Raw genomic sequence first — 16334 nt, 5'->3', positions numbered from 1 at the left:
CTTGCATATCAAGTGACAATGGATGAGCTGGTCCTTAAAAAGAGTATTTGGTTGATGGCACTGGTGTTGTTGGAACAACAGCATTCTTAAATTTTGCGCAAGACGCAGACATTACTTTAGTAAATGGATGGAGGGAAAAACATGAATCATGTAACCGTGTATACGACGACGACATGTCCTTATTGTGTGATGCTCAAAAATTTTTTGCAGGAGCAGGGGGTTCCATTTAAAGAAGTGAATGTCCAACTTGATCCAATAGCGGCGAAGCGGCTTGTGGAGACAACAGGACATACAGGAGTTCCACAAACAGAAATCAATGGAAAATGGGTACTAGGTTTTGATCCAGAAACCATTATGTCGCTGATTAGTCAGCCATAGGTCATGCAAAGAAGCGGGACAGCCTCATCGGTTGTTCCGCTTAAATGATGATATATGGAGCAACGCGATGCAAGTGCTTGAATATATACCTTTATAGGTATATAATTAAAGATATACATGTTATAATGTAAAGAAAGCAATGCTTTTGAAGATAAATGAAGATCAGCAGGCTAATCAAGGGCTAAAAAGAGGTGAATCAAAATGGACTATAGCAAAGAAATCAAAAATCGCCTTAAGCGAATCGAAGGACAAGTAAAAGGTGTGATCAGCATGATGGAGCAAGGAAAAGATTGCAAAAGTGTAGTTTCTCAGCTAGCCGCTGCCAGAAATGCGATCGACCGGGCCATGGCGGTTATTGTGAGCACGAATTTAGAGCATTGTATTCGAGAAAATATTGAAAAAGGAGAACAGACGGAGCAGCTTGTAAAAGAAGCAGTAGAGTTGTTAGTAAAGAGCCGATAAAATAAGGTGTCAACTCTTTAAAATAGGAGTTGACAAATTTTTTGCAGCGCAATAATATACATATAGGGGTAATGGTAAAAATGAAAATAAGGAGGAACTAACTAATGAATATTGCAAAAGTCGTTGATGCCAAAGGATTGTCATGTCCAATGCCTCTTGTGAAATCAAAAAAAGCTATCGATCAGCTTGCTTCTGGTGAGGTAATAGAGGTGAAAACAACGGACAAAGGTGCGAAAAAAGATTTAGCCGCATGGGCACAAGCAAGCGGACATCAGCTGATGGATATGAAAGAGGAAAATGGCGTATTTACATTTTGGATCAAAAAAGCATAATTATTTTTTTGTAAAAAAATATACCTATACATGTATTTGTGAAAAGGAGGAGTTAGATGGCGGATAACAAGAAAAAAACGACGATCGTTTTATTCAGCGGTGATTACGACAAAGCCATGGCGGCCTATATTATTGCCAATGGCGCTGCGGCGTATGATCATGAAGTCACCATTTTTCATACATTTTGGGGGCTCAACGCGCTTAGAAAAGATGAAGCAATCCCTGTCCAGAAGAGCTTTTTAGAAAAGATGTTTGCGAAAATGATGCCGCGAGGGGCAGATAAAATGGGACTTTCCCGAATGAATTTTGCGGGAGTTGGACCAAGGCTTATTAAAAGTGTTATGAAAAAGCATCACACGATGCCTCTTCCGCAGCTGATAGAAATGGCGCAAGAGCAAGGAGTCAAACTTGTTGCTTGTCAAATGACTGTCGACCTTCTAGGGCTTACGCAAGAAGAGTTGATTGAAGGTGTTGAGTTTGCTGGGGTAGCTGCTTACTTGGCAGATGCTTCAGAAGGAAATGTGAATTTATTTATTTAAGGTGAGAATCATGGCACAAACGATCATTAATACCATTCTTTTCTTACTGATCGCATGGTTTTTCGCAAGCCGCTTTCTTCCGGCTAAAGGTGTGCGAACGATCGCTGCGGCTGATTTAAAAAAAGAATTAGGCAATAAAAAAGTGCAGTACATTGACGTTCGAACACCGTTGGAGTTTCACGCTCATCATATTCATGGATTTAAAAATATTCCGCTTCACGAATTGAAAAAGCGTGCTCATGAGCTGTCAAAGGAGCAGGAAGTGATTGTAATTTGCCAAAGTGGCATGAGAAGCACGAAAGCAAACAGGCTGTTAAAGAAGCTAGGATTTCAGCAAGTGACGAATGTGAGAGGCGGCATGAATGCATGGCGCTAGAAAGCATGGGGAGGAAAAAACATGAAGGAAATAACAGCAAAAGAAGTGGAGCAACGGCTTAAAGGCGGGCATCGCCTGCATATTATTGATGTTCGCGAAACAGAAGAGGTAGCAGCGGGGGCCATTCCAGGCGCACTGAATATTCCGCTCGGACTTCTTGAGTTTCGGATGAACGAGTTATCAAAAGATCGAGAATACGTGATCGTTTGCCGTTCAGGAGGAAGAAGTGCAAAAGCTGTACAATTGTTAGAACGCTATGGATATAAGGCAGCAAACATGACAGGTGGCATGCTGGCATGGGAGGGGCCTGTCAAGCAATGGGAGGAGAGCAGATGATTCATGTAAACATGACGGTTGATGCGAAAGGACTATCATGTCCAATGCCGATTGTAAAAAGCAAAAAGGCCATCAACGAATTACAGCCGGGTCAAGTATTAGAGATTCAAGCTACAGATAAAGGTTCTAAAGCTGATATTAAAGCGTGGGCAGAAAGCACAGGACACCAGTATATTGGAACGATGGAAGAGGGGAACGTGCTAAAACATTATATTCGTAAGGCAGGTGAAAATGAGGAAAAAGAGCAACCACAATTTCCTCATATTATTTCGAACGAAGAGTTGCTTGCACGGTTAAATGAAGCGAACACGACTGTTTTAGATGTTCGGGAACAGGCAGAATATGCATTTGGACATATTCCTGGTGCGCTTTCGCTTCCGCTTGGAGAATTGGAGCAAAAAATGGACCAAATATCAAAAGAGAGCCATGTGTATGTGATCTGTCGAACAGGAAACCGCAGCGATCTAGCGGCGCAGAAGCTGATGGAATATGGATTTTTACATGTATGGAATGTAATTCCTGGCATGTCGCAGTGGACAGGACCGTTAGAGAAGGAACAGATGTAAGCGAGAGGGATTTGGGGGATTTCATCATACGATAAGGGAGGATTTTGGTTATGAAGCAAATGACTGTAAAAGAATTAACAAGTAAAGTGTTAAAGAAGGAGCACGTCTTTATCTTTGATGTTCGCAACGAAAGTGACTTTAAGGATTGGAAAATTGAAGGGAAAAATTTTGCGTATTTAAACGTTCCTTATTTTGAATTAATAGACGGGATCGAAGCAGTAGTGGATCGCATTCCAAAAGATCAGGAAGTCATCGTGGTTTGCGCGAAAGGTGGTTCATCTGAGTTTGTAGCAGAACAGCTTGAGGAGGCTGGATTCCAAAATGTCTTTACACTTGTCGATGGGATGCAAGCATGGAGCGAGCATTTGCATAAAGCGATGGTATATGAAGATGAAAACATGAAGGTGTATCAATTTATTCGAGTCGGTAAAGGTTGTTTGTCATATATGGTTATTTCTGGAAAAGAAGCTTTAGTTGTCGATCCTTCTCGTTTTATTGATGTGTACGAGGATGTAGCGAGGGAAGAAGGAGTGAATATTACCCATATTGTCGATTCACATTTGCATGCCGATCACATTTCTGGAGGTAGAGAGCTAGCAGAGCGGACAGGGGCGAAATACTATTTAATGAAAAGCGAAGGAGCGGTCTATCATTTTGAACCGTTAGAAATGCACGACACGATTGATTTTGAACAGGTTCAATTAGAAGTGCTGGCGGTGAAAACACCGGGACATACTCCAGGGAGTGTTTCGTTTTTTGTCAATCATAAGCTGCTCTTTTCAGGAGATACGATTTTCGTAGGCGGATTGGGACGACCGGATTTAGGAGGAAAAGCCGCGGAATGGGCGCTTGATTTATATGATACGGTTTACGAAAAAGTAGCGGCTATTGCGGATGATGTTGTGGTGTTGCCAGGCCATTATGCGAGTTTGGATGATGAGATGAATGGTGCCGGCTTTGTAGGAGATACACTTGGGAATATTCGTGCCCGCAATGAGATGATGCAGAATCAATCAAAAGAAGAGTTTGTGGAAATGGTAGTACAAAACGCCAATAATGAAACACCGCCAAACTTCGAGGAAATTGTAGCCATTAATCGTGGTTTAAAGGAAGCGGATGCTGAACAACAGCAAGAACTTGAGATCGGACCTAATCGCTGCGCGCTACACCATACACATTAAGCGGTAAAAACGCATGGGGGTACGCATAAAGTACCCTTTCTTTCTTTGATAAAGGGGGATTTATCAAGTGGACATTACGCTTAATTTTATTATTGTTATTTTTCTCATTGGCTTTATCGGTTCTTTTATTTCAGGAATGGTGGGGATCGGCGGTTCGATTATTAAGTATCCAATGCTGCTTTACCTTCCGCCGCTTTTTGGGTTGGCCGCGTTCAGCGCTCATGAAGTATCTGGAGTAAGTGCGGTGCAGGTGTTTTTTGCCACCATTGGCGGTGTATGGGCCTATCGAAAAGGTGGTTATTTAAATAAAAAGCTTATTCTATATATGGGTGTTAGCATTTTAATTGGCAGCTTTATTGGTGGATACGGCTCAAAATTTATGACAGGCGCAAGCATTAATCTTGTTTATGGAGTGCTTGCAGCGCTCGCTGCAATGATGATGTTTATTCCTAAAAAAGGAATTGATGATGTTCCGCTAGATCAGGTTACTTTTCATCAATGGCTTGCAGCGGGTCTTGCATTGATGGTTGGAATCGGGTCAGGCATTGTAGGGGCAGCTGGTGCGTTTTTGCTAGTTCCCATTATGCTTGTTGTGCTCAAGATTCCAACAAGAATGACGATCGCTTCTTCGTTGGCGATTACTTTTATTTCTTCGATTGGATCCACATTTGGTAAAATTGTGACAGGACAAGTTGACTTTATCCCGGCGCTGATTATGGTTATAGCAAGTATAATCGCCTCTCCGCTGGGGGCAAAAGCAGGGCAAAAGATGAATACAAAAGCGCTTCAAATCATTTTAGCGGTTTTAATTTTAGGAACAGCTATTAAAATTTGGGGAGAAATTTTGTAAAAAAGGCAGTTGGATAAGGTGGATGCTTTGAAGCGTAAATGACAACAGCTTGCCGTATTAACAATTAAAAGGATTTTCCCTTTATAACGGGACAATGAGATTGCCTCTTTGTTCATTTTTTATAAAATGGATAAATATCCATTTTATTTCTTTTTTTATATTTTTTATATTAATTATTATTTGATATTTATGATAAAAAGTAAAATATTTTTATTTAACCACTTGCTTATTTATCTCGAATTTAAATATTATTAAATTAAAATAAATCAAAGGAGTCTTCATTCATGAGATCTACGATTCATCCGAAAGTAGAGATTGGCCATGTTCATTTACGTGTCGCAAAGCTCGATCGCTCCATTCATTTCTATACGAAATGGATAGGGCTTCAACTATTAGAGCAGAAAGGAAACTTAGCGGTGCTAACAGCTGACGGGATCACGCGGCTTATTGTATTGGAGGAAAGCAGCGATACAGTAAGGAAACCGCCGCGAACGACGGGCTTATATCATTTTGCCATTTTAGTTCCCGATCGTTCTACCCTAGCACGTGTGCTGCTTCATTTGCTGAAGGTAGGTTATCCGCTGCAAGGCGCATCAGATCATCAATTCAGCGAGGCGGTGTATTTGGCTGATCCAGATGGAAATGGCATTGAAATTTATGCTGATAGGCCAAGAGAGCAATGGGAAAAAGCAGAAAACGGCGAATACAAAGGGGTGACCGAGTCACTTGATGTAGAGGGATTGCTAGCAGAGGCAGATCACGCTCCTTGGACAGGATTGCCGCCAAAAACGAAAATGGGTCATATTCATTTACATGTTGCCCATATGCATGAAGCAGAACAATTTTATCACCAAGGTTTAGGATTTGATATTACAATTCGCATGGACAATCATGCATTATTCGTTTCAGCTGGAGGGTACCATCACCATATTGGATTGAATACATGGATAGGTGTAGGAGCTCCGAAACCGCCGGAAAACGCGCTTGGTTTGCGCTTGTTTTCTATCGTTTTTCCGCATGAAAAGGAGCTTGAAAAGGCGATTGAAAGCTTGAAAGCAATAGGGGCTAAAGTTGAATGGACAGGAACAGAAGCAGCAACAGTCGATCCGTTTGGAAATCGAATTCAATTAAGAGTCCAGAAAGCATGATGTTGAAAATAGGAATAAAAAAGCAGAGGCTACCTGCTTTTTTATTTTGTTAAGGCGTTCGGGTTGAAAAATTGCTATAAGAAAGCCGTTTTAATGAACCGAAAGAATCATCGAAACGGTTAGTGAATATCGGAAAACCAGCATGGATTTATTGATAGAGCCTCCCTTACTTTGTGGAAACGAATTTTCATTGAACCGAAATAAAAAAATATAATTGACAATGATAATCTTTATCAAATAGAATGATTATTGATAATGATTATCATTCGTTTTTAGAAAAGGAGATTGTCATGATGAAGGTAATCATGGTGTATACAAGCATGACAGGAAATACAGAGGAAATAGCAAATGCCATCTTAGAAGGAATTCAAGAAGAGGGAATAGAAGTGGAGGTAAAAGAGGTGCTGGATGCGAGCGCAGATGAGCTGGAAGCGTATGATGGCATTTTATTGGGAGCATATACATGGGGAGATGGAGAGCTGCCGGACGATTTTCTTGATTTTTATGATGAAATGGATTCCATTCATTTATCAGGAAAAAAAGCAGCTGTATTTGGCTCGTGTGATTCCGGCTATGAAAAATACGGAGCCGCGGTTGATATTTTAGTGGAAAAATTACAGGAATTAGGGGCAGCTGTTGTGCTGGAAGGATTAAAGATTGAATTGGCACCGACTAGTGAAGAAAGGGAGAGTTGCAAACAGTTTGGCAAGCAATTTGTCCAAAAAATGCTAACTGAGCCAAGTACATATTGACAGTCTATAGCCAATCGACTATTATAAGGGTGTAAGCATATAGGAAAAATGCGCGTAAAAGGGGAGTAGCTTTTACAGCAAAGTCGTCAGTTCAGGGTGGCATATACCCTCGGCTTTGTTGGCAACGGTGATGTTGTTAGCAAGACCTTTACCGAACGATGGTAAAGGTCTGTTTTGATAGAAGGCCTTTACCATAACGGTAAAGGTCTTTTTTCATTACATGAAGAAAGGAGGAAGAGAATGAGAAAAGCCTGGAAAAAAGCGAGATTGCTTTTTCACACTTATCGCTTGATCCCATTTTTAGTTGGATTTTTTTGTTCTCATGAAATACCGCTTTCTAAAAAGATGACATATGTGCTGATCATATTTGCCTACTTTGTTTTTCCGTTTGATCTGCTCCCTGATTGGTTAGGTATTTTTGGTATTTTTGATGATGTGGCAATTTTTATGTGGATTTTGCAGAAAATGATAGAAGCATCGCCACATCACTTAAAGCGTAAATACGGAGTGTAATGGAAGGAGGAAATGCTAAATGGAGTTATTTTCAATGGAGTTTTGGTCCGCTCTTTTATCTATTATCATTATCGACTTAGTATTAGCTGGAGATAATGCGATTGTAATCGGGCTGGCGGCACGCAATTTGCCAAAACAGCAACAAAAGCAAACGATTCTATGGGGGACGGTTGGAGCGATTGTCATTCGCGCCGTGGCAACCCTGGCTGTTGTATGGTTATTAAAAATTCCAGGTTTGCTGCTAGTCGGTGGAGTTTTACTCATCTGGATTGCCTATAAGCTATTGGTGGAAGAAAAAGGGCATGAAGTACAGGCAGGGAAAAGCATGTGGGAGGCGATTCGAACCATTATTATCGCTGATGCGTTAATGGGTTTAGACAACGTATTAGCAGTAGCAGGAGCTGCGCATGGTAGCTTTTTATTAGTCGTTTTGGGATTGCTCATTTCGGTTCCAGTCGTTGTGTGGGGCAGTACCCTTATTTTGAAATGGGTGGAGCGTTTTCCAATCATTATTACAATCGGTGGTGCCATTCTTGCGTGGACCGCTTCAAAGATGATTGTTGATGAGCCGTTTTTAAAAGGATACTTTGCTAATCCTGTGATTAAATATGGTTTTGAGCTGCTTGTCGTTGCTGGAGTCGTTTGCGCTGGCATGATCAAAAAGGGAAAAGAAAATAATAAAGGGGAAGCTAAAGCCGCCAATCAATGATTGGCGGCTTTAGACTGTTGCCGAAACGCTTTTATCCGGCAGGGAGGCTTTATTTGTCTATTCGTGAACGCCTTGGTTTGATTTGTGTTTGCGTTCGGCTGTGTTTCTTGTCTGCCAAGCGTTTTTCAGTCCTTCTGATGCAGAAATAGAAATGACGGGATGTTTAATGGATTTTGTTTGCCGGCTCATCGGCCATGAATGATTGGCGGATGCTTTGTTAGAGCTCATCGAAGCCATTATCGACATTCACTTTTGTATATTGTCGCGATTTTTGTTCAAAAAAGTCGGATTTGCCTAGATCTACTTCTTCATAGGCTTTAATCCAGCGGAGCGGATTTGTCCGATAGCCTTCAAATGGACGCTCGAAGCCAAGCTGGTGGCAGCGGACATTCGCATAAAATTTAATGTAATCATGTAAATCCTCAAGATGAATGCCTTCAATATCATGGCCGATCATGAAGCTCGCCCATTCGATTTCTAATTCGGCCGCTTGAATAAAGGTTTGCTGAACAAATGCCGCTAAGTCATCTGTCCGATATTCTGGATATTCGCGCAGAACCTCTTGGAATATTTTTGCGAATAAGTCGACATGGATATGTTCATCGCGATTAATATAATTAATCATAGTGCTTGTGGCCACCATTTTTTGATTGCGTGCCAAGTTATAAAAGAAAGCAAAGCCGGAATAGAAGAATAAGCCTTCTAAAATGACATCATAGACAATGGATTTTAATAAATTTTCTACATTTGGCTGCTCGGCAAATTCTTTATATCCGTTTGTGACAAAATCGTTTCTTTTCCGCAATATAGGCTCATTTCGCCAAAATTCAAATACCTCATCTTGCTTTTGTTTTGGAACGAGGCTAGAAAGTACGTAAGAATAAGAATGATTATGAATGACCTCCTGTTGAGCCAGCATGATCATCAGCGCGTTGATGCTTGAGTCGGTAATGTAATCAGCAACCTTTCCTGCATAATCTGTTTGGATGCTGTCAAGTAAGGCTAGCAGGCCGATAATTTTTAAAAAAGCATCCTGTTCACGTGCGGTTAATAATGGAAATTGCTTGACATCTTGGGACATATTAATTTCAAATGGTGTCCAAAAATTGGCGAGCATTCGTTTATATTTAGCATATGCCCAAGGATAGGCAATATCGTCCCAATTGAGCACATTCGAGCATCGTCCGTTGATGATTCGCGTGGAACGGTTGGGCGCTTCAGGGTCCATAATGATTCGTTTCGTTAAAGCAGATGTCATCATAACTCCTCCTTATATTAACTTGCGCATGATTCACATTCTTCAATGTTGCTTGATGTTGAACGAACATAATAGGTTGTTTTTAAACCGGATTTCCAAGCGGCAAGATGAAGGGCTAATAAATCCTTTGCTTTAATGGTGTTCATTACGTAAAAATTGAATGAGATGGATTGGTCAATATGGCGCTGTCGCATCGCGTTTTGTTGAATGCTCCAATACTGGTCAATATGATAGGCTGATTTATAGTACCAAGTTGTTTTTTCGTTTAAGTCTGGCGCTGTAACTGGAATCTTATAATCTTTTTTTTCTTCGGCATACATCTTCAAAAAGATCGGATCAATGCTGGCGGTACTGCCGGCAATAATCGATGTCGAAGCATTGGGAGCAATCGCCATCACATAGCCGTTGCGCATTCCATGTTTAGCTACGTTTTCTTTCAGATGAATCCATTTGGAAGTGTTGTAGCCACGTTTATCGAAATAGGCCCCTGTCTGCCAATCAGATCCAGAAAACGCTGGGTAACTGCCTTTTTCTTGAGCAAGCTCCATGCTTGCTTGAATAGTGAGATAAGCAATTTGTTCATAAAGCTCGTCCGCATAATAAACGGCCTCTTCTGATTCCCAGCGAATGCCTTTTAAAGCGAGCAAATGATGCCATCCAAATGTGCCTAGTCCGACAGCCCGATATTTTTGATTTGTCAACTGTGCCTGCAAAACAGGGATTTGGTTTAAGTCAATCACGTTATCAAGCATGCGCATTTGAATAGGGACGAGCCGTTCAAGCACATCGTCCATAACGGCTTTAGCTAAATTGATCGATGATAGGTTGCAGACGACAAAATCGCCAGGGATTTTTTCAATGATGATTTTCCCATCTTTTACATATTGTTTTTCCATCACGGTCGGGCTTTGATTTTGGGCAATTTCAGTGCAAAGGTTGCTACAATAAATCATGCCGAGATGTGAGTTCGGATTTTTTCGATTCACTTCATCGCGATAAAACATAAATGGTGTGCCTGATTCTAGCTGGCTGCGCATAATGCTTTTCATAATTTCAATAGCTGGAACTCTCTCTTTTGAAAGGCGCTTTTCTTGAACGCATTCCCAATATTTTTGACGAAAACTGCCGTCCCCTTTTTCTTCATCATAAAAGTCTTCTAGACTGAATCCCATGATTTGTCGTATTTCGTGTGGATCAAATAAATACCAATCTCCGCGTTTTTCTACTTGCTCCATAAATAAATCAGGGATGCAAACGCCTGTGAATAAATCGTGTGTCCTCATCCGTTCATCGCCATTGTTTAATTTGGCATCTAAAAAAGCAAAAATATCTTTATGCCACACGTCTAAGTAGACAGAGATGGCTCCTTTTCTTTGGCCAAGCTGATCGACGCTGACAGCGGTGTTATTCAATTGCTTCATCCATGGAATCACGCCGGATGAAATCCCTTTAAATCCTTTAATATCGCTGCCGCGGCTGCGAATCTTTCCGAGATAGACGCCAATGCCGCCCCCTGCCTTGGAAAGGTTAGCAATATCGGTATTGCTGTCGTAAATACCTTGCAGGCTGTCATCAATCGTATCGATAAAGCAGCTTGATAGCTGACCATAGTTTTTTCCTGCATTGGCTAAAGTCGGAGTGGCAACCGTCATATATAAATTGCTTAATGCCCAGTATGCTTCTCGGATAAAGGCAAGTCGCTGCGTTTTTGGCTCTTTGGCCATCAATGTCATCGCGATGATGAGAAAGCGCTCTTGCGGCAGTTCATATAAATTTCTTTCATAATCACGGGCAAGATAGCGATCTGCAAGCGTGCGGAGACCGATATAGGTAAATAGCTTGTCTTTTTCTGGATTGATGATCGCTCCAATCTCTTTAATTTCTTCTTTTTCATAATCATCAAGCAAAGAATGGTTGTAAACTCCCTTGGAAACGAGAGAAGCGACCAGCTCGTAAAAATCACCGTAGCGTTCTTTTGGATGATAACCGCGATTTTGAGCTGCTTCGTGATAAAGCTTCTGTAAATAAATGCGGGCGCAAACAAAGGTCCAGTCTGGTTCTGCTTCGCTAATATATGAAAGTCCCTCAAGAATGCAATCATTTGCCATTTGTTCGAAGGACGCAGTGTCTTTGTTTTGAATCATGCGAAGCACACGCTTGATATATTCGGATGTGTCTAGATGAGGAAATTCATTTGTAAGATCATGAATCCAGGCAATCAATTCTTCTTGAGAAACGGTTTGAAAAGTAAACGTCATTATCGGCTCCTCCTCTTTCCAATAAAAAAATCCACTCCGGATTGAGTGGATGAAACGATAGTATAAAAAGGAATAAAACTTCCCTTCTTAAACCATCGCTTCATCTTCTCCCTCCCCGAAGAATGTGAAACGAAACAAGCAAGGCAGGTCTCCTGACTTGTGCTTCTTCCTACTTTGGATCCTTCCCGTATACGCGCCGTATAAGCTTTCGTATACAGTGGAGCTTCCATTTCGTCCGCACATACAGTTGCGGGGGCAGTTCTGGATTTACACCAGATTCCCTATTAAGTCCTAAGGGACACCTTTACTTGTGGTTTGTTCTACTATATATAGTTTTTGTTTTTATTCTTCGATACAATATATTGTGTTTGTTAGTTGCACTGGTATCATCATATAATAAATCAATGGAAAATTCAACTATAATATTTCTGAAGTGGAAAAATAAAAAACGCGCTCGATCGGCGCGTTTATTTTTGAAGTGGGAGAAATTTAATAAGCAGCGAGCGAATCAGTAAACCGGTGAGCACACCAGGAATAACTGAGAGCATTGGCAGCCAAATTGGTCCAAAAAAAATGCCGAAGATGGTAACGCGGGAAGAGTACATCAGTCCAACTGTGACAAAATAAGCTGAAAAAACGAATGGAAGAAAAGCGTAAGGAGAGCGACCACCGTCAGCATCTTTATAAGCATCCCACATTGCAAAAAAATACAAACACGGATAAAACATAAGCCATTGAAAATCAATGACTTGGGTTGCTTCGATTGTTTTTCCCAAAAAGCTCAGGCGAATGGCTTCATTAAATCGGGATTGAGAGTTTACAATAAATTCTAATAAAATAAAGATGGTTCCTTTGAAATACTTTTGATTCAAAAGCTGTCCGAATCCTGGTAAAGCAATACTCCATAACAACCGTTCAATTGCTTTCACGTTTTCTTAACCCTTTACTAATGGATTTTATTTGTTGATCATCGACTATATCCTATATCGCCTCGTATATAGAAAAAGAGCCCTGCCTTATTTTTATCATTTCCGCTTTTTACAGTTTATATAATTACATTTTATTGAAAATATACATTTTGTTCCTATTGAGATCGGGAATTTGAAAATGGTGCATGTTAGGTGTGTAATTTGACATGTTATGTCTAGTTTTGTTCATGTTAAGAAAATATTTGGGTAACTTTTCAGAATAGTTAGTATAATCGCTGTGAGTAGAGTATAATTTTTTAGTGCAAAGGGGGAGAGGATTTTGAAAGCGGTTAAATCAATCGTGATTTGGGGATTGATTTCGATCATTGGAGCCATTGGCTTTGCGGTATTGGCTCTGCACCGCGGCGAAACGATTAATGCGATTTGGCTCATTGTGGCAGCGGTGTGTGTATATGCAGTGGCTTATCGTTTTTATAGCAAATTTATTGCGCAGAAAGTATTTGAGCTGGATGATAATCGCAAAACACCAGCTGAAGTGATGAATGATGGAAAAGACTATGTGCCGACGAATAAATGGGTGTTATTCGGACATCATTTTGCTGCTATTGCAGGAGCTGGCCCGCTTGTTGGCCCTATTTTGGCATCACAGATGGGATATTTGCCGGGCACGCTTTGGATTGTAGTCGGTGTGGTACTAGCAGGTGCGGTACAGGATTTTGTCATTTTGTTTGCTTCAATGCGCCGCAACGGAAAGTCACTTGGTGAAATGATTAAAGAAGAAATGGGCTCCTTCACAGGGCTTGTTGCTATGCTTGGGATTTTAGGTATCATGATTATTTTATTAGCCGTGTTAGCGTTGGTGGTTGTGAAAGCGCTTGTAGGAAGCCCGTGGGGAATGTTTACCATTGCGGCAACGATTCCGATTGCGATTTTTATGGGAATTTACATGCGCTATCTGCGGCCAGGCCGCGTAGGGGAAGCTTCATTGATCGGTTTTGTTCTGCTGATTGTTTCCCTTATTGCGGGACAGCATGTGGCTGAACATCCGACATTAGCCAATATGTTTACATTTAAAGGGGAGACAATTGCTCTTTTAATGATTGCTTATGGATTTGTGGCTTCGGCGTTGCCTGTATGGCTATTGCTAGCGCCGCGCGATTATTTAAGCACTTTTCTTAAAATCGGAACGATCGTTGGTCTAGCGCTTGGTATTCTTGTTGTTGTACCTGATTTGCAAATGCCTGCTGTGACCAAATTCGTGGATGGAACAGGACCTGTATTTTCAGGAAATTTATTCCCATTTTTATTTATCACCATTGCGTGCGGAGCTGTTTCTGGATTCCATGCTCTTGTTTCTTCCGGAACGACGCCAAAAATGATCGAACTCGAAAGTCATGCCCGCCCAATCGGATATGGGGCGATGCTTATGGAGTCGTTTGTAGCGGTAATGGCTCTTGTCGCAGCATGCGTGCTAACACCAGGGGTTTATTTTGCGATTAATAGTCCAGCAGCTGCTATTGGCACAGATGTAGTCCAGGCTGCCCAAACGGTTTCATCTTGGGGATTTGTCGTTACCCCAGACGCATTGACAGAGTTGGCCAAAGATGTAGGGGAGCAAACGATTTTATCGCGTACAGGCGGTGCACCGACTTTGGCTATTGGGATGGCAGTGATCCTTTCAAAAGTGATTGGTGGAAAAGCATTTATGGCTTTTTGGTACCATTTTGCGATTTTATTTGAAGCGCTATTTATTTTAACGACGATTGATGCGGGAACGCGTGTTGGCCGCTTCATGATTCAAGATATTATCGGACATTTTTATAAACCATTTGCTAAAACCGATTCATTGCCGGCCAATATTATTGCAACGGCTTTATGTGTACTCGGATGGGGATATTTCCTCTATCAAGGAGTCATTGATCCGCTTGGCGGAATCAATACATTATGGCCGCTGTTTGGTATTGCCAACCAAATGCTTGCTGGTATCGCCCTTTTATTAGGAACGACTCTTTTATTTAAGATGGGGAAAAAGGCATACGCATGGGTAACGTTAGTGCCAACAGTGTGGCTATTAGTTGTAACGATGACAGCTGGATTTCAAAAATTGTTCCATCCGGATGCTAAAATTGGATTTTTATCACATGCGAAAGTATTCAGAAATGCGCTAAACGAAGGCAATATTTTAGCACCAGCGACGACAGAAGCGCAAATGCGGCAAATTATTATGAATGATTATGTAGATGCAGCGTTATGCGGCATTTTTATGCTCGTCGTTTTAGCTGTGCTCATTTCGTCGATTAACATTTGGATTAAAGTATTGAATAATAAAGCAACACCTCTTAAAGAAGCTCCTTATATTCCACGGGATGATGGAAATGGGGTTAAGCATTATGCGTAAGCTTCTAGCAAATATGATCAAATATCGGCGGCAATTTTTCGATTTGCTTGTTGGGGTGCCGAATTATGAACGTTATGTTGAACATATGAAAACGCATCACCCGGGAGAACCGATTAAGTCGCGAAAGGAGTTTTTTTGCGAGGCACAAGATGCAAGATATAACGCCAAAGGTGGAAAAGTATCTCGGTGTTGCTGAAAAAAGGGGGATTCTGATCTCCCTTTTCTCTTTCTTTGCTGTTTAGAAATGCCAGAGAACATGATAGGATTTTTTTATGGAGCCTTTATTTTGTTTTATCGGTGAAGGATTGTCGGTTTAGGGACGTTTCATCCAATCTGCTAAGGAGGAATCAAAGATGCGTATATTAGTAGTGGGGGCTGGAGCAGTCGGCGGTTATTTTGGCGGTCGTCTGCTGGAAAAAGGAGTAGATGTCACGTTTCTTGTTCGCGAAAAAAGAAAACAGCAATTAGAAAAACGAGGGCTTGTCATTCGCAGTGTCCATGGTGACGCACAGCTAACTCCCAAGCTGCTTGTTGCCGCAGAGGAAGCAGTACCGTTTGATGTTGTCATTTTTTCTAACAAAGCGTATCATTTGCCTGAAGCCATTCGCGATGTCAAGCCATATGTAGGAGAAGGAACGCTTATTTTACCGCTATTAAATGGTATTGCGCACATGGACTTGCTTTGGCAGGAGTTTGGAAAAGAGAACGTATTGGGAGGACTTTGTTTTATTGAAACAACCCTTGCAGAAGATGGAACGATTATTCAATCAAGTCCTACTCACACTGTCAAGTTCGGTGAATGGTCAGGTGAGATTACCCAACGGGTGAAAAGACTTGATGATCTGTTTTCATCATGCAATGCACGATTTGAGTTGAGTGAACAAATTGTCACTGATATGTGGCACAAATATTTATTTATTGCAGCGATGTCTGGTGTGACGACATTATTCCGTGTTCCGATGGGTCTGGTGTGCTCAGGAGAATACGGGCAAGAAATTCTTTTAGCTTTATTGAAAGAAATCGGAGCCATTATGAGAGCGCACGGGGCCCCAATTGAAGACGGCATTGAGGAAAAACAATGGGCGCAAATGAATAGCATGCCGCCGCAAATGAAATCTTCCATGCAGCGCGATATGGAAAAAGGGCAAATGGTCGAAGTCGATCATTTGCAAGGATATTTGCTTCAACTAGCGAAGCAGCATCAAATCACTACCCCGTTGCTTAAAGCTGTGTATCATCATTTAAAGTTATATGAGCGGCAAAGAGGATAGATTGAGAAGGGACGATGTTTGATTTGCTTGATATGGATAGCTTCAAATGGAAAAAATGGACAGAAGCGAGAAGCAAGA

19 protein-coding genes and 1 riboswitch are annotated in these 16334 nt (G+C 41.3%); of the genes, 16 read left to right on the top strand and 3 right to left on the bottom strand.

Annotation, left to right across the window (positions count from 1 at the left end; all coding sequences use genetic code 11):
* The first annotated feature begins 141 nt into the window (after positions 1 to 141).
* The 13 genes from GGQ95_RS09510 to GGQ95_RS09445 all read left to right on the top strand — a co-directional run bounded on the left by GGQ95_RS09510 (position 142) and on the right by GGQ95_RS09445 (position 8142).
* Entirely contained in the window at positions 142 to 378 is a 237-nt protein-coding gene (locus tag GGQ95_RS09510; protein WP_044745587.1) for a glutaredoxin family protein, read from the top strand.
* A gap of 201 nt (positions 379 to 579) precedes the next feature.
* Positions 580 to 840: a metal-sensitive transcriptional regulator gene (locus GGQ95_RS09505; RefSeq protein WP_066147965.1), complete on the top strand. Its 261-nt coding sequence runs from the start codon at positions 580 to 582 to the stop codon at positions 838 to 840.
* A gap of 104 nt (positions 841 to 944) precedes the next feature.
* Positions 945 to 1172 carry a sulfurtransferase TusA family protein gene (locus tag GGQ95_RS09500; RefSeq protein ID WP_066147968.1) on the top strand — a complete coding sequence of 76 codons (228 nt, stop codon included), beginning with the start codon at positions 945 to 947 and terminating at the stop codon, positions 1170 to 1172.
* A 56-nt stretch (positions 1173 to 1228) separates the two neighbouring features.
* Positions 1229 to 1711: a DsrE/DsrF/DrsH-like family protein gene (locus tag GGQ95_RS09495; protein WP_066147970.1), complete on the top strand. Its 483-nt coding sequence runs from the start codon at positions 1229 to 1231 to the stop codon at positions 1709 to 1711.
* A gap of 10 nt (positions 1712 to 1721) precedes the next feature.
* Complete coding sequence (locus GGQ95_RS09490; RefSeq protein ID WP_159719373.1) at positions 1722 to 2087, top strand: rhodanese-like domain-containing protein; 366 nt, start codon at positions 1722 to 1724, stop codon at positions 2085 to 2087.
* A gap of 21 nt (positions 2088 to 2108) precedes the next feature.
* Complete coding sequence (locus GGQ95_RS09485) at positions 2109 to 2423, top strand: rhodanese-like domain-containing protein (protein WP_066147977.1); 315 nt, start codon at positions 2109 to 2111, stop codon at positions 2421 to 2423.
* On the top strand, positions 2420 to 2989 hold the full coding sequence (locus GGQ95_RS09480; RefSeq protein WP_066147980.1) for a sulfurtransferase TusA family protein: 570 nt from the start codon (positions 2420 to 2422) through the stop codon (positions 2987 to 2989). Before GGQ95_RS09485 ends, GGQ95_RS09480 begins: the two co-directional genes overlap by 4 nt.
* Positions 2990 to 3039: 50 nt before the next feature.
* Positions 3040 to 4170 (top strand): MBL fold metallo-hydrolase, encoded by a 1131-nt coding sequence (locus GGQ95_RS09475; protein WP_082741657.1) that lies wholly within the window; start codon positions 3040 to 3042, stop codon positions 4168 to 4170.
* A 67-nt stretch (positions 4171 to 4237) separates the two neighbouring features.
* Positions 4238 to 5020, top strand: coding sequence for a sulfite exporter TauE/SafE family protein (locus tag GGQ95_RS09470; protein WP_044745594.1), 783 nt, complete (start codon positions 4238 to 4240; stop codon positions 5018 to 5020).
* A gap of 284 nt (positions 5021 to 5304) precedes the next feature.
* Positions 5305 to 6168, top strand: coding sequence for a VOC family protein (locus GGQ95_RS09460; protein WP_080860453.1), 864 nt, complete (start codon positions 5305 to 5307; stop codon positions 6166 to 6168).
* 290 nt (positions 6169 to 6458) lie between these two features.
* A complete protein-coding gene (locus GGQ95_RS09455) occupies positions 6459 to 6920 on the top strand; it encodes a flavodoxin (RefSeq protein WP_044745596.1) in 462 nt (153 codons plus the stop codon).
* Positions 6921 to 7160: 240 nt separating this feature from the next.
* Entirely contained in the window at positions 7161 to 7433 is a 273-nt protein-coding gene (locus tag GGQ95_RS09450; RefSeq protein WP_066147989.1) for a YkvA family protein, read from the top strand.
* A 19-nt stretch (positions 7434 to 7452) separates the two neighbouring features.
* Positions 7453 to 8142 (top strand): TerC family protein, encoded by a 690-nt coding sequence (locus tag GGQ95_RS09445; RefSeq protein ID WP_066147992.1) that lies wholly within the window; start codon positions 7453 to 7455, stop codon positions 8140 to 8142.
* A gap of 217 nt (positions 8143 to 8359) precedes the next feature.
* Here GGQ95_RS09445 and GGQ95_RS09440 read toward each other — a convergent pair whose 3' ends face one another.
* From GGQ95_RS09440 to GGQ95_RS09430, 3 genes are all read right to left on the bottom strand, one after another.
* Entirely contained in the window at positions 8360 to 9400 is a 1041-nt protein-coding gene (locus GGQ95_RS09440; protein WP_044745600.1) for a ribonucleotide-diphosphate reductase subunit beta, read from the bottom strand.
* A gap of 17 nt (positions 9401 to 9417) precedes the next feature.
* Positions 9418 to 11658 (bottom strand): ribonucleoside-diphosphate reductase subunit alpha, encoded by a 2241-nt coding sequence (locus GGQ95_RS09435; RefSeq protein WP_066147997.1) that lies wholly within the window; start codon positions 11656 to 11658, stop codon positions 9418 to 9420.
* A 125-nt stretch (positions 11659 to 11783) separates the two neighbouring features.
* Positions 11784 to 11980: riboswitch (cobalamin riboswitch) on the bottom strand.
* 145 nt (positions 11981 to 12125) lie between these two features.
* Positions 12126 to 12587 (bottom strand): hypothetical protein, encoded by a 462-nt coding sequence (locus GGQ95_RS09430; RefSeq protein ID WP_044745602.1) that lies wholly within the window; start codon positions 12585 to 12587, stop codon positions 12126 to 12128.
* A 319-nt stretch (positions 12588 to 12906) separates the two neighbouring features.
* Between GGQ95_RS09430 and GGQ95_RS09425 the strand changes: the two genes are divergently transcribed.
* From GGQ95_RS09425 to GGQ95_RS09415, 3 genes are all read left to right on the top strand, one after another.
* Positions 12907 to 14985, top strand: coding sequence for a carbon starvation CstA family protein (locus GGQ95_RS09425; protein WP_183186667.1), 2079 nt, complete (start codon positions 12907 to 12909; stop codon positions 14983 to 14985).
* The gene (locus GGQ95_RS09420) at positions 14978 to 15181 is read left to right on the top strand and encodes a YbdD/YjiX family protein (protein ID WP_044745604.1); all 204 of its coding nucleotides are present in this window, start codon (positions 14978 to 14980) and stop codon (positions 15179 to 15181) included. Before GGQ95_RS09425 ends, GGQ95_RS09420 begins: the two co-directional genes overlap by 8 nt.
* Positions 15182 to 15338: 157 nt before the next feature.
* Positions 15339 to 16256: a ketopantoate reductase family protein gene (locus GGQ95_RS09415; RefSeq protein ID WP_066148003.1), complete on the top strand. Its 918-nt coding sequence runs from the start codon at positions 15339 to 15341 to the stop codon at positions 16254 to 16256.
* The last annotated feature ends 78 nt before the right edge of the window (positions 16257 to 16334 follow it).

Origin of the sequence: Anoxybacteroides rupiense, from assembly GCF_014196195.1 — a bacterium.
GTDB lineage: Bacteria > Bacillota > Bacilli > Bacillales > Anoxybacillaceae > Anoxybacteroides > Anoxybacteroides rupiense.
This window is presented reverse-complemented; position numbering and strand designations above follow the sequence as displayed.

Bases quoted from the DNA above. Each gene is read 5' to 3' on its own strand.
- GGQ95_RS09500 (WP_066147968.1), top strand. From the start codon at position 945: ATGAATATTGCAAAAGTCGTTGATGCCAAAGGATTGTCATGTCCAATG.
- GGQ95_RS09435 (WP_066147997.1), bottom strand. From the start codon at position 11,658: ATGACGTTTACTTTTCAAACCGTTTCTCAAGAAGAATTGATTGCCTGG.
- GGQ95_RS09455 (WP_044745596.1), top strand. From the start codon at position 6,459: ATGATGAAGGTAATCATGGTGTATACAAGCATGACAGGAAATACAGAG.
- GGQ95_RS09510 (WP_044745587.1), top strand. From the start codon at position 142: ATGAATCATGTAACCGTGTATACGACGACGACATGTCCTTATTGTGTG.
- GGQ95_RS09495 (WP_066147970.1), top strand. From the start codon at position 1,229: ATGGCGGATAACAAGAAAAAAACGACGATCGTTTTATTCAGCGGTGAT.
- GGQ95_RS09475 (WP_082741657.1), top strand. From the start codon at position 3,040: ATGAAGCAAATGACTGTAAAAGAATTAACAAGTAAAGTGTTAAAGAAG.
- GGQ95_RS09490 (WP_159719373.1), top strand. From the start codon at position 1,722: ATGGCACAAACGATCATTAATACCATTCTTTTCTTACTGATCGCATGG.
- GGQ95_RS09485 (WP_066147977.1), top strand. From the start codon at position 2,109: ATGAAGGAAATAACAGCAAAAGAAGTGGAGCAACGGCTTAAAGGCGGG.
- GGQ95_RS09415 (WP_066148003.1), top strand. From the start codon at position 15,339: ATGCGTATATTAGTAGTGGGGGCTGGAGCAGTCGGCGGTTATTTTGGC.
- GGQ95_RS09440 (WP_044745600.1), bottom strand. From the start codon at position 9,400: ATGACATCTGCTTTAACGAAACGAATCATTATGGACCCTGAAGCGCCC.
- GGQ95_RS09445 (WP_066147992.1), top strand. From the start codon at position 7,453: ATGGAGTTATTTTCAATGGAGTTTTGGTCCGCTCTTTTATCTATTATC.
- GGQ95_RS09450 (WP_066147989.1), top strand. From the start codon at position 7,161: ATGAGAAAAGCCTGGAAAAAAGCGAGATTGCTTTTTCACACTTATCGC.
- GGQ95_RS09480 (WP_066147980.1), top strand. From the start codon at position 2,420: ATGATTCATGTAAACATGACGGTTGATGCGAAAGGACTATCATGTCCA.
- GGQ95_RS09505 (WP_066147965.1), top strand. From the start codon at position 580: ATGGACTATAGCAAAGAAATCAAAAATCGCCTTAAGCGAATCGAAGGA.
- GGQ95_RS09460 (WP_080860453.1), top strand. From the start codon at position 5,305: ATGAGATCTACGATTCATCCGAAAGTAGAGATTGGCCATGTTCATTTA.
- GGQ95_RS09420 (WP_044745604.1), top strand. From the start codon at position 14,978: ATGCGTAAGCTTCTAGCAAATATGATCAAATATCGGCGGCAATTTTTC.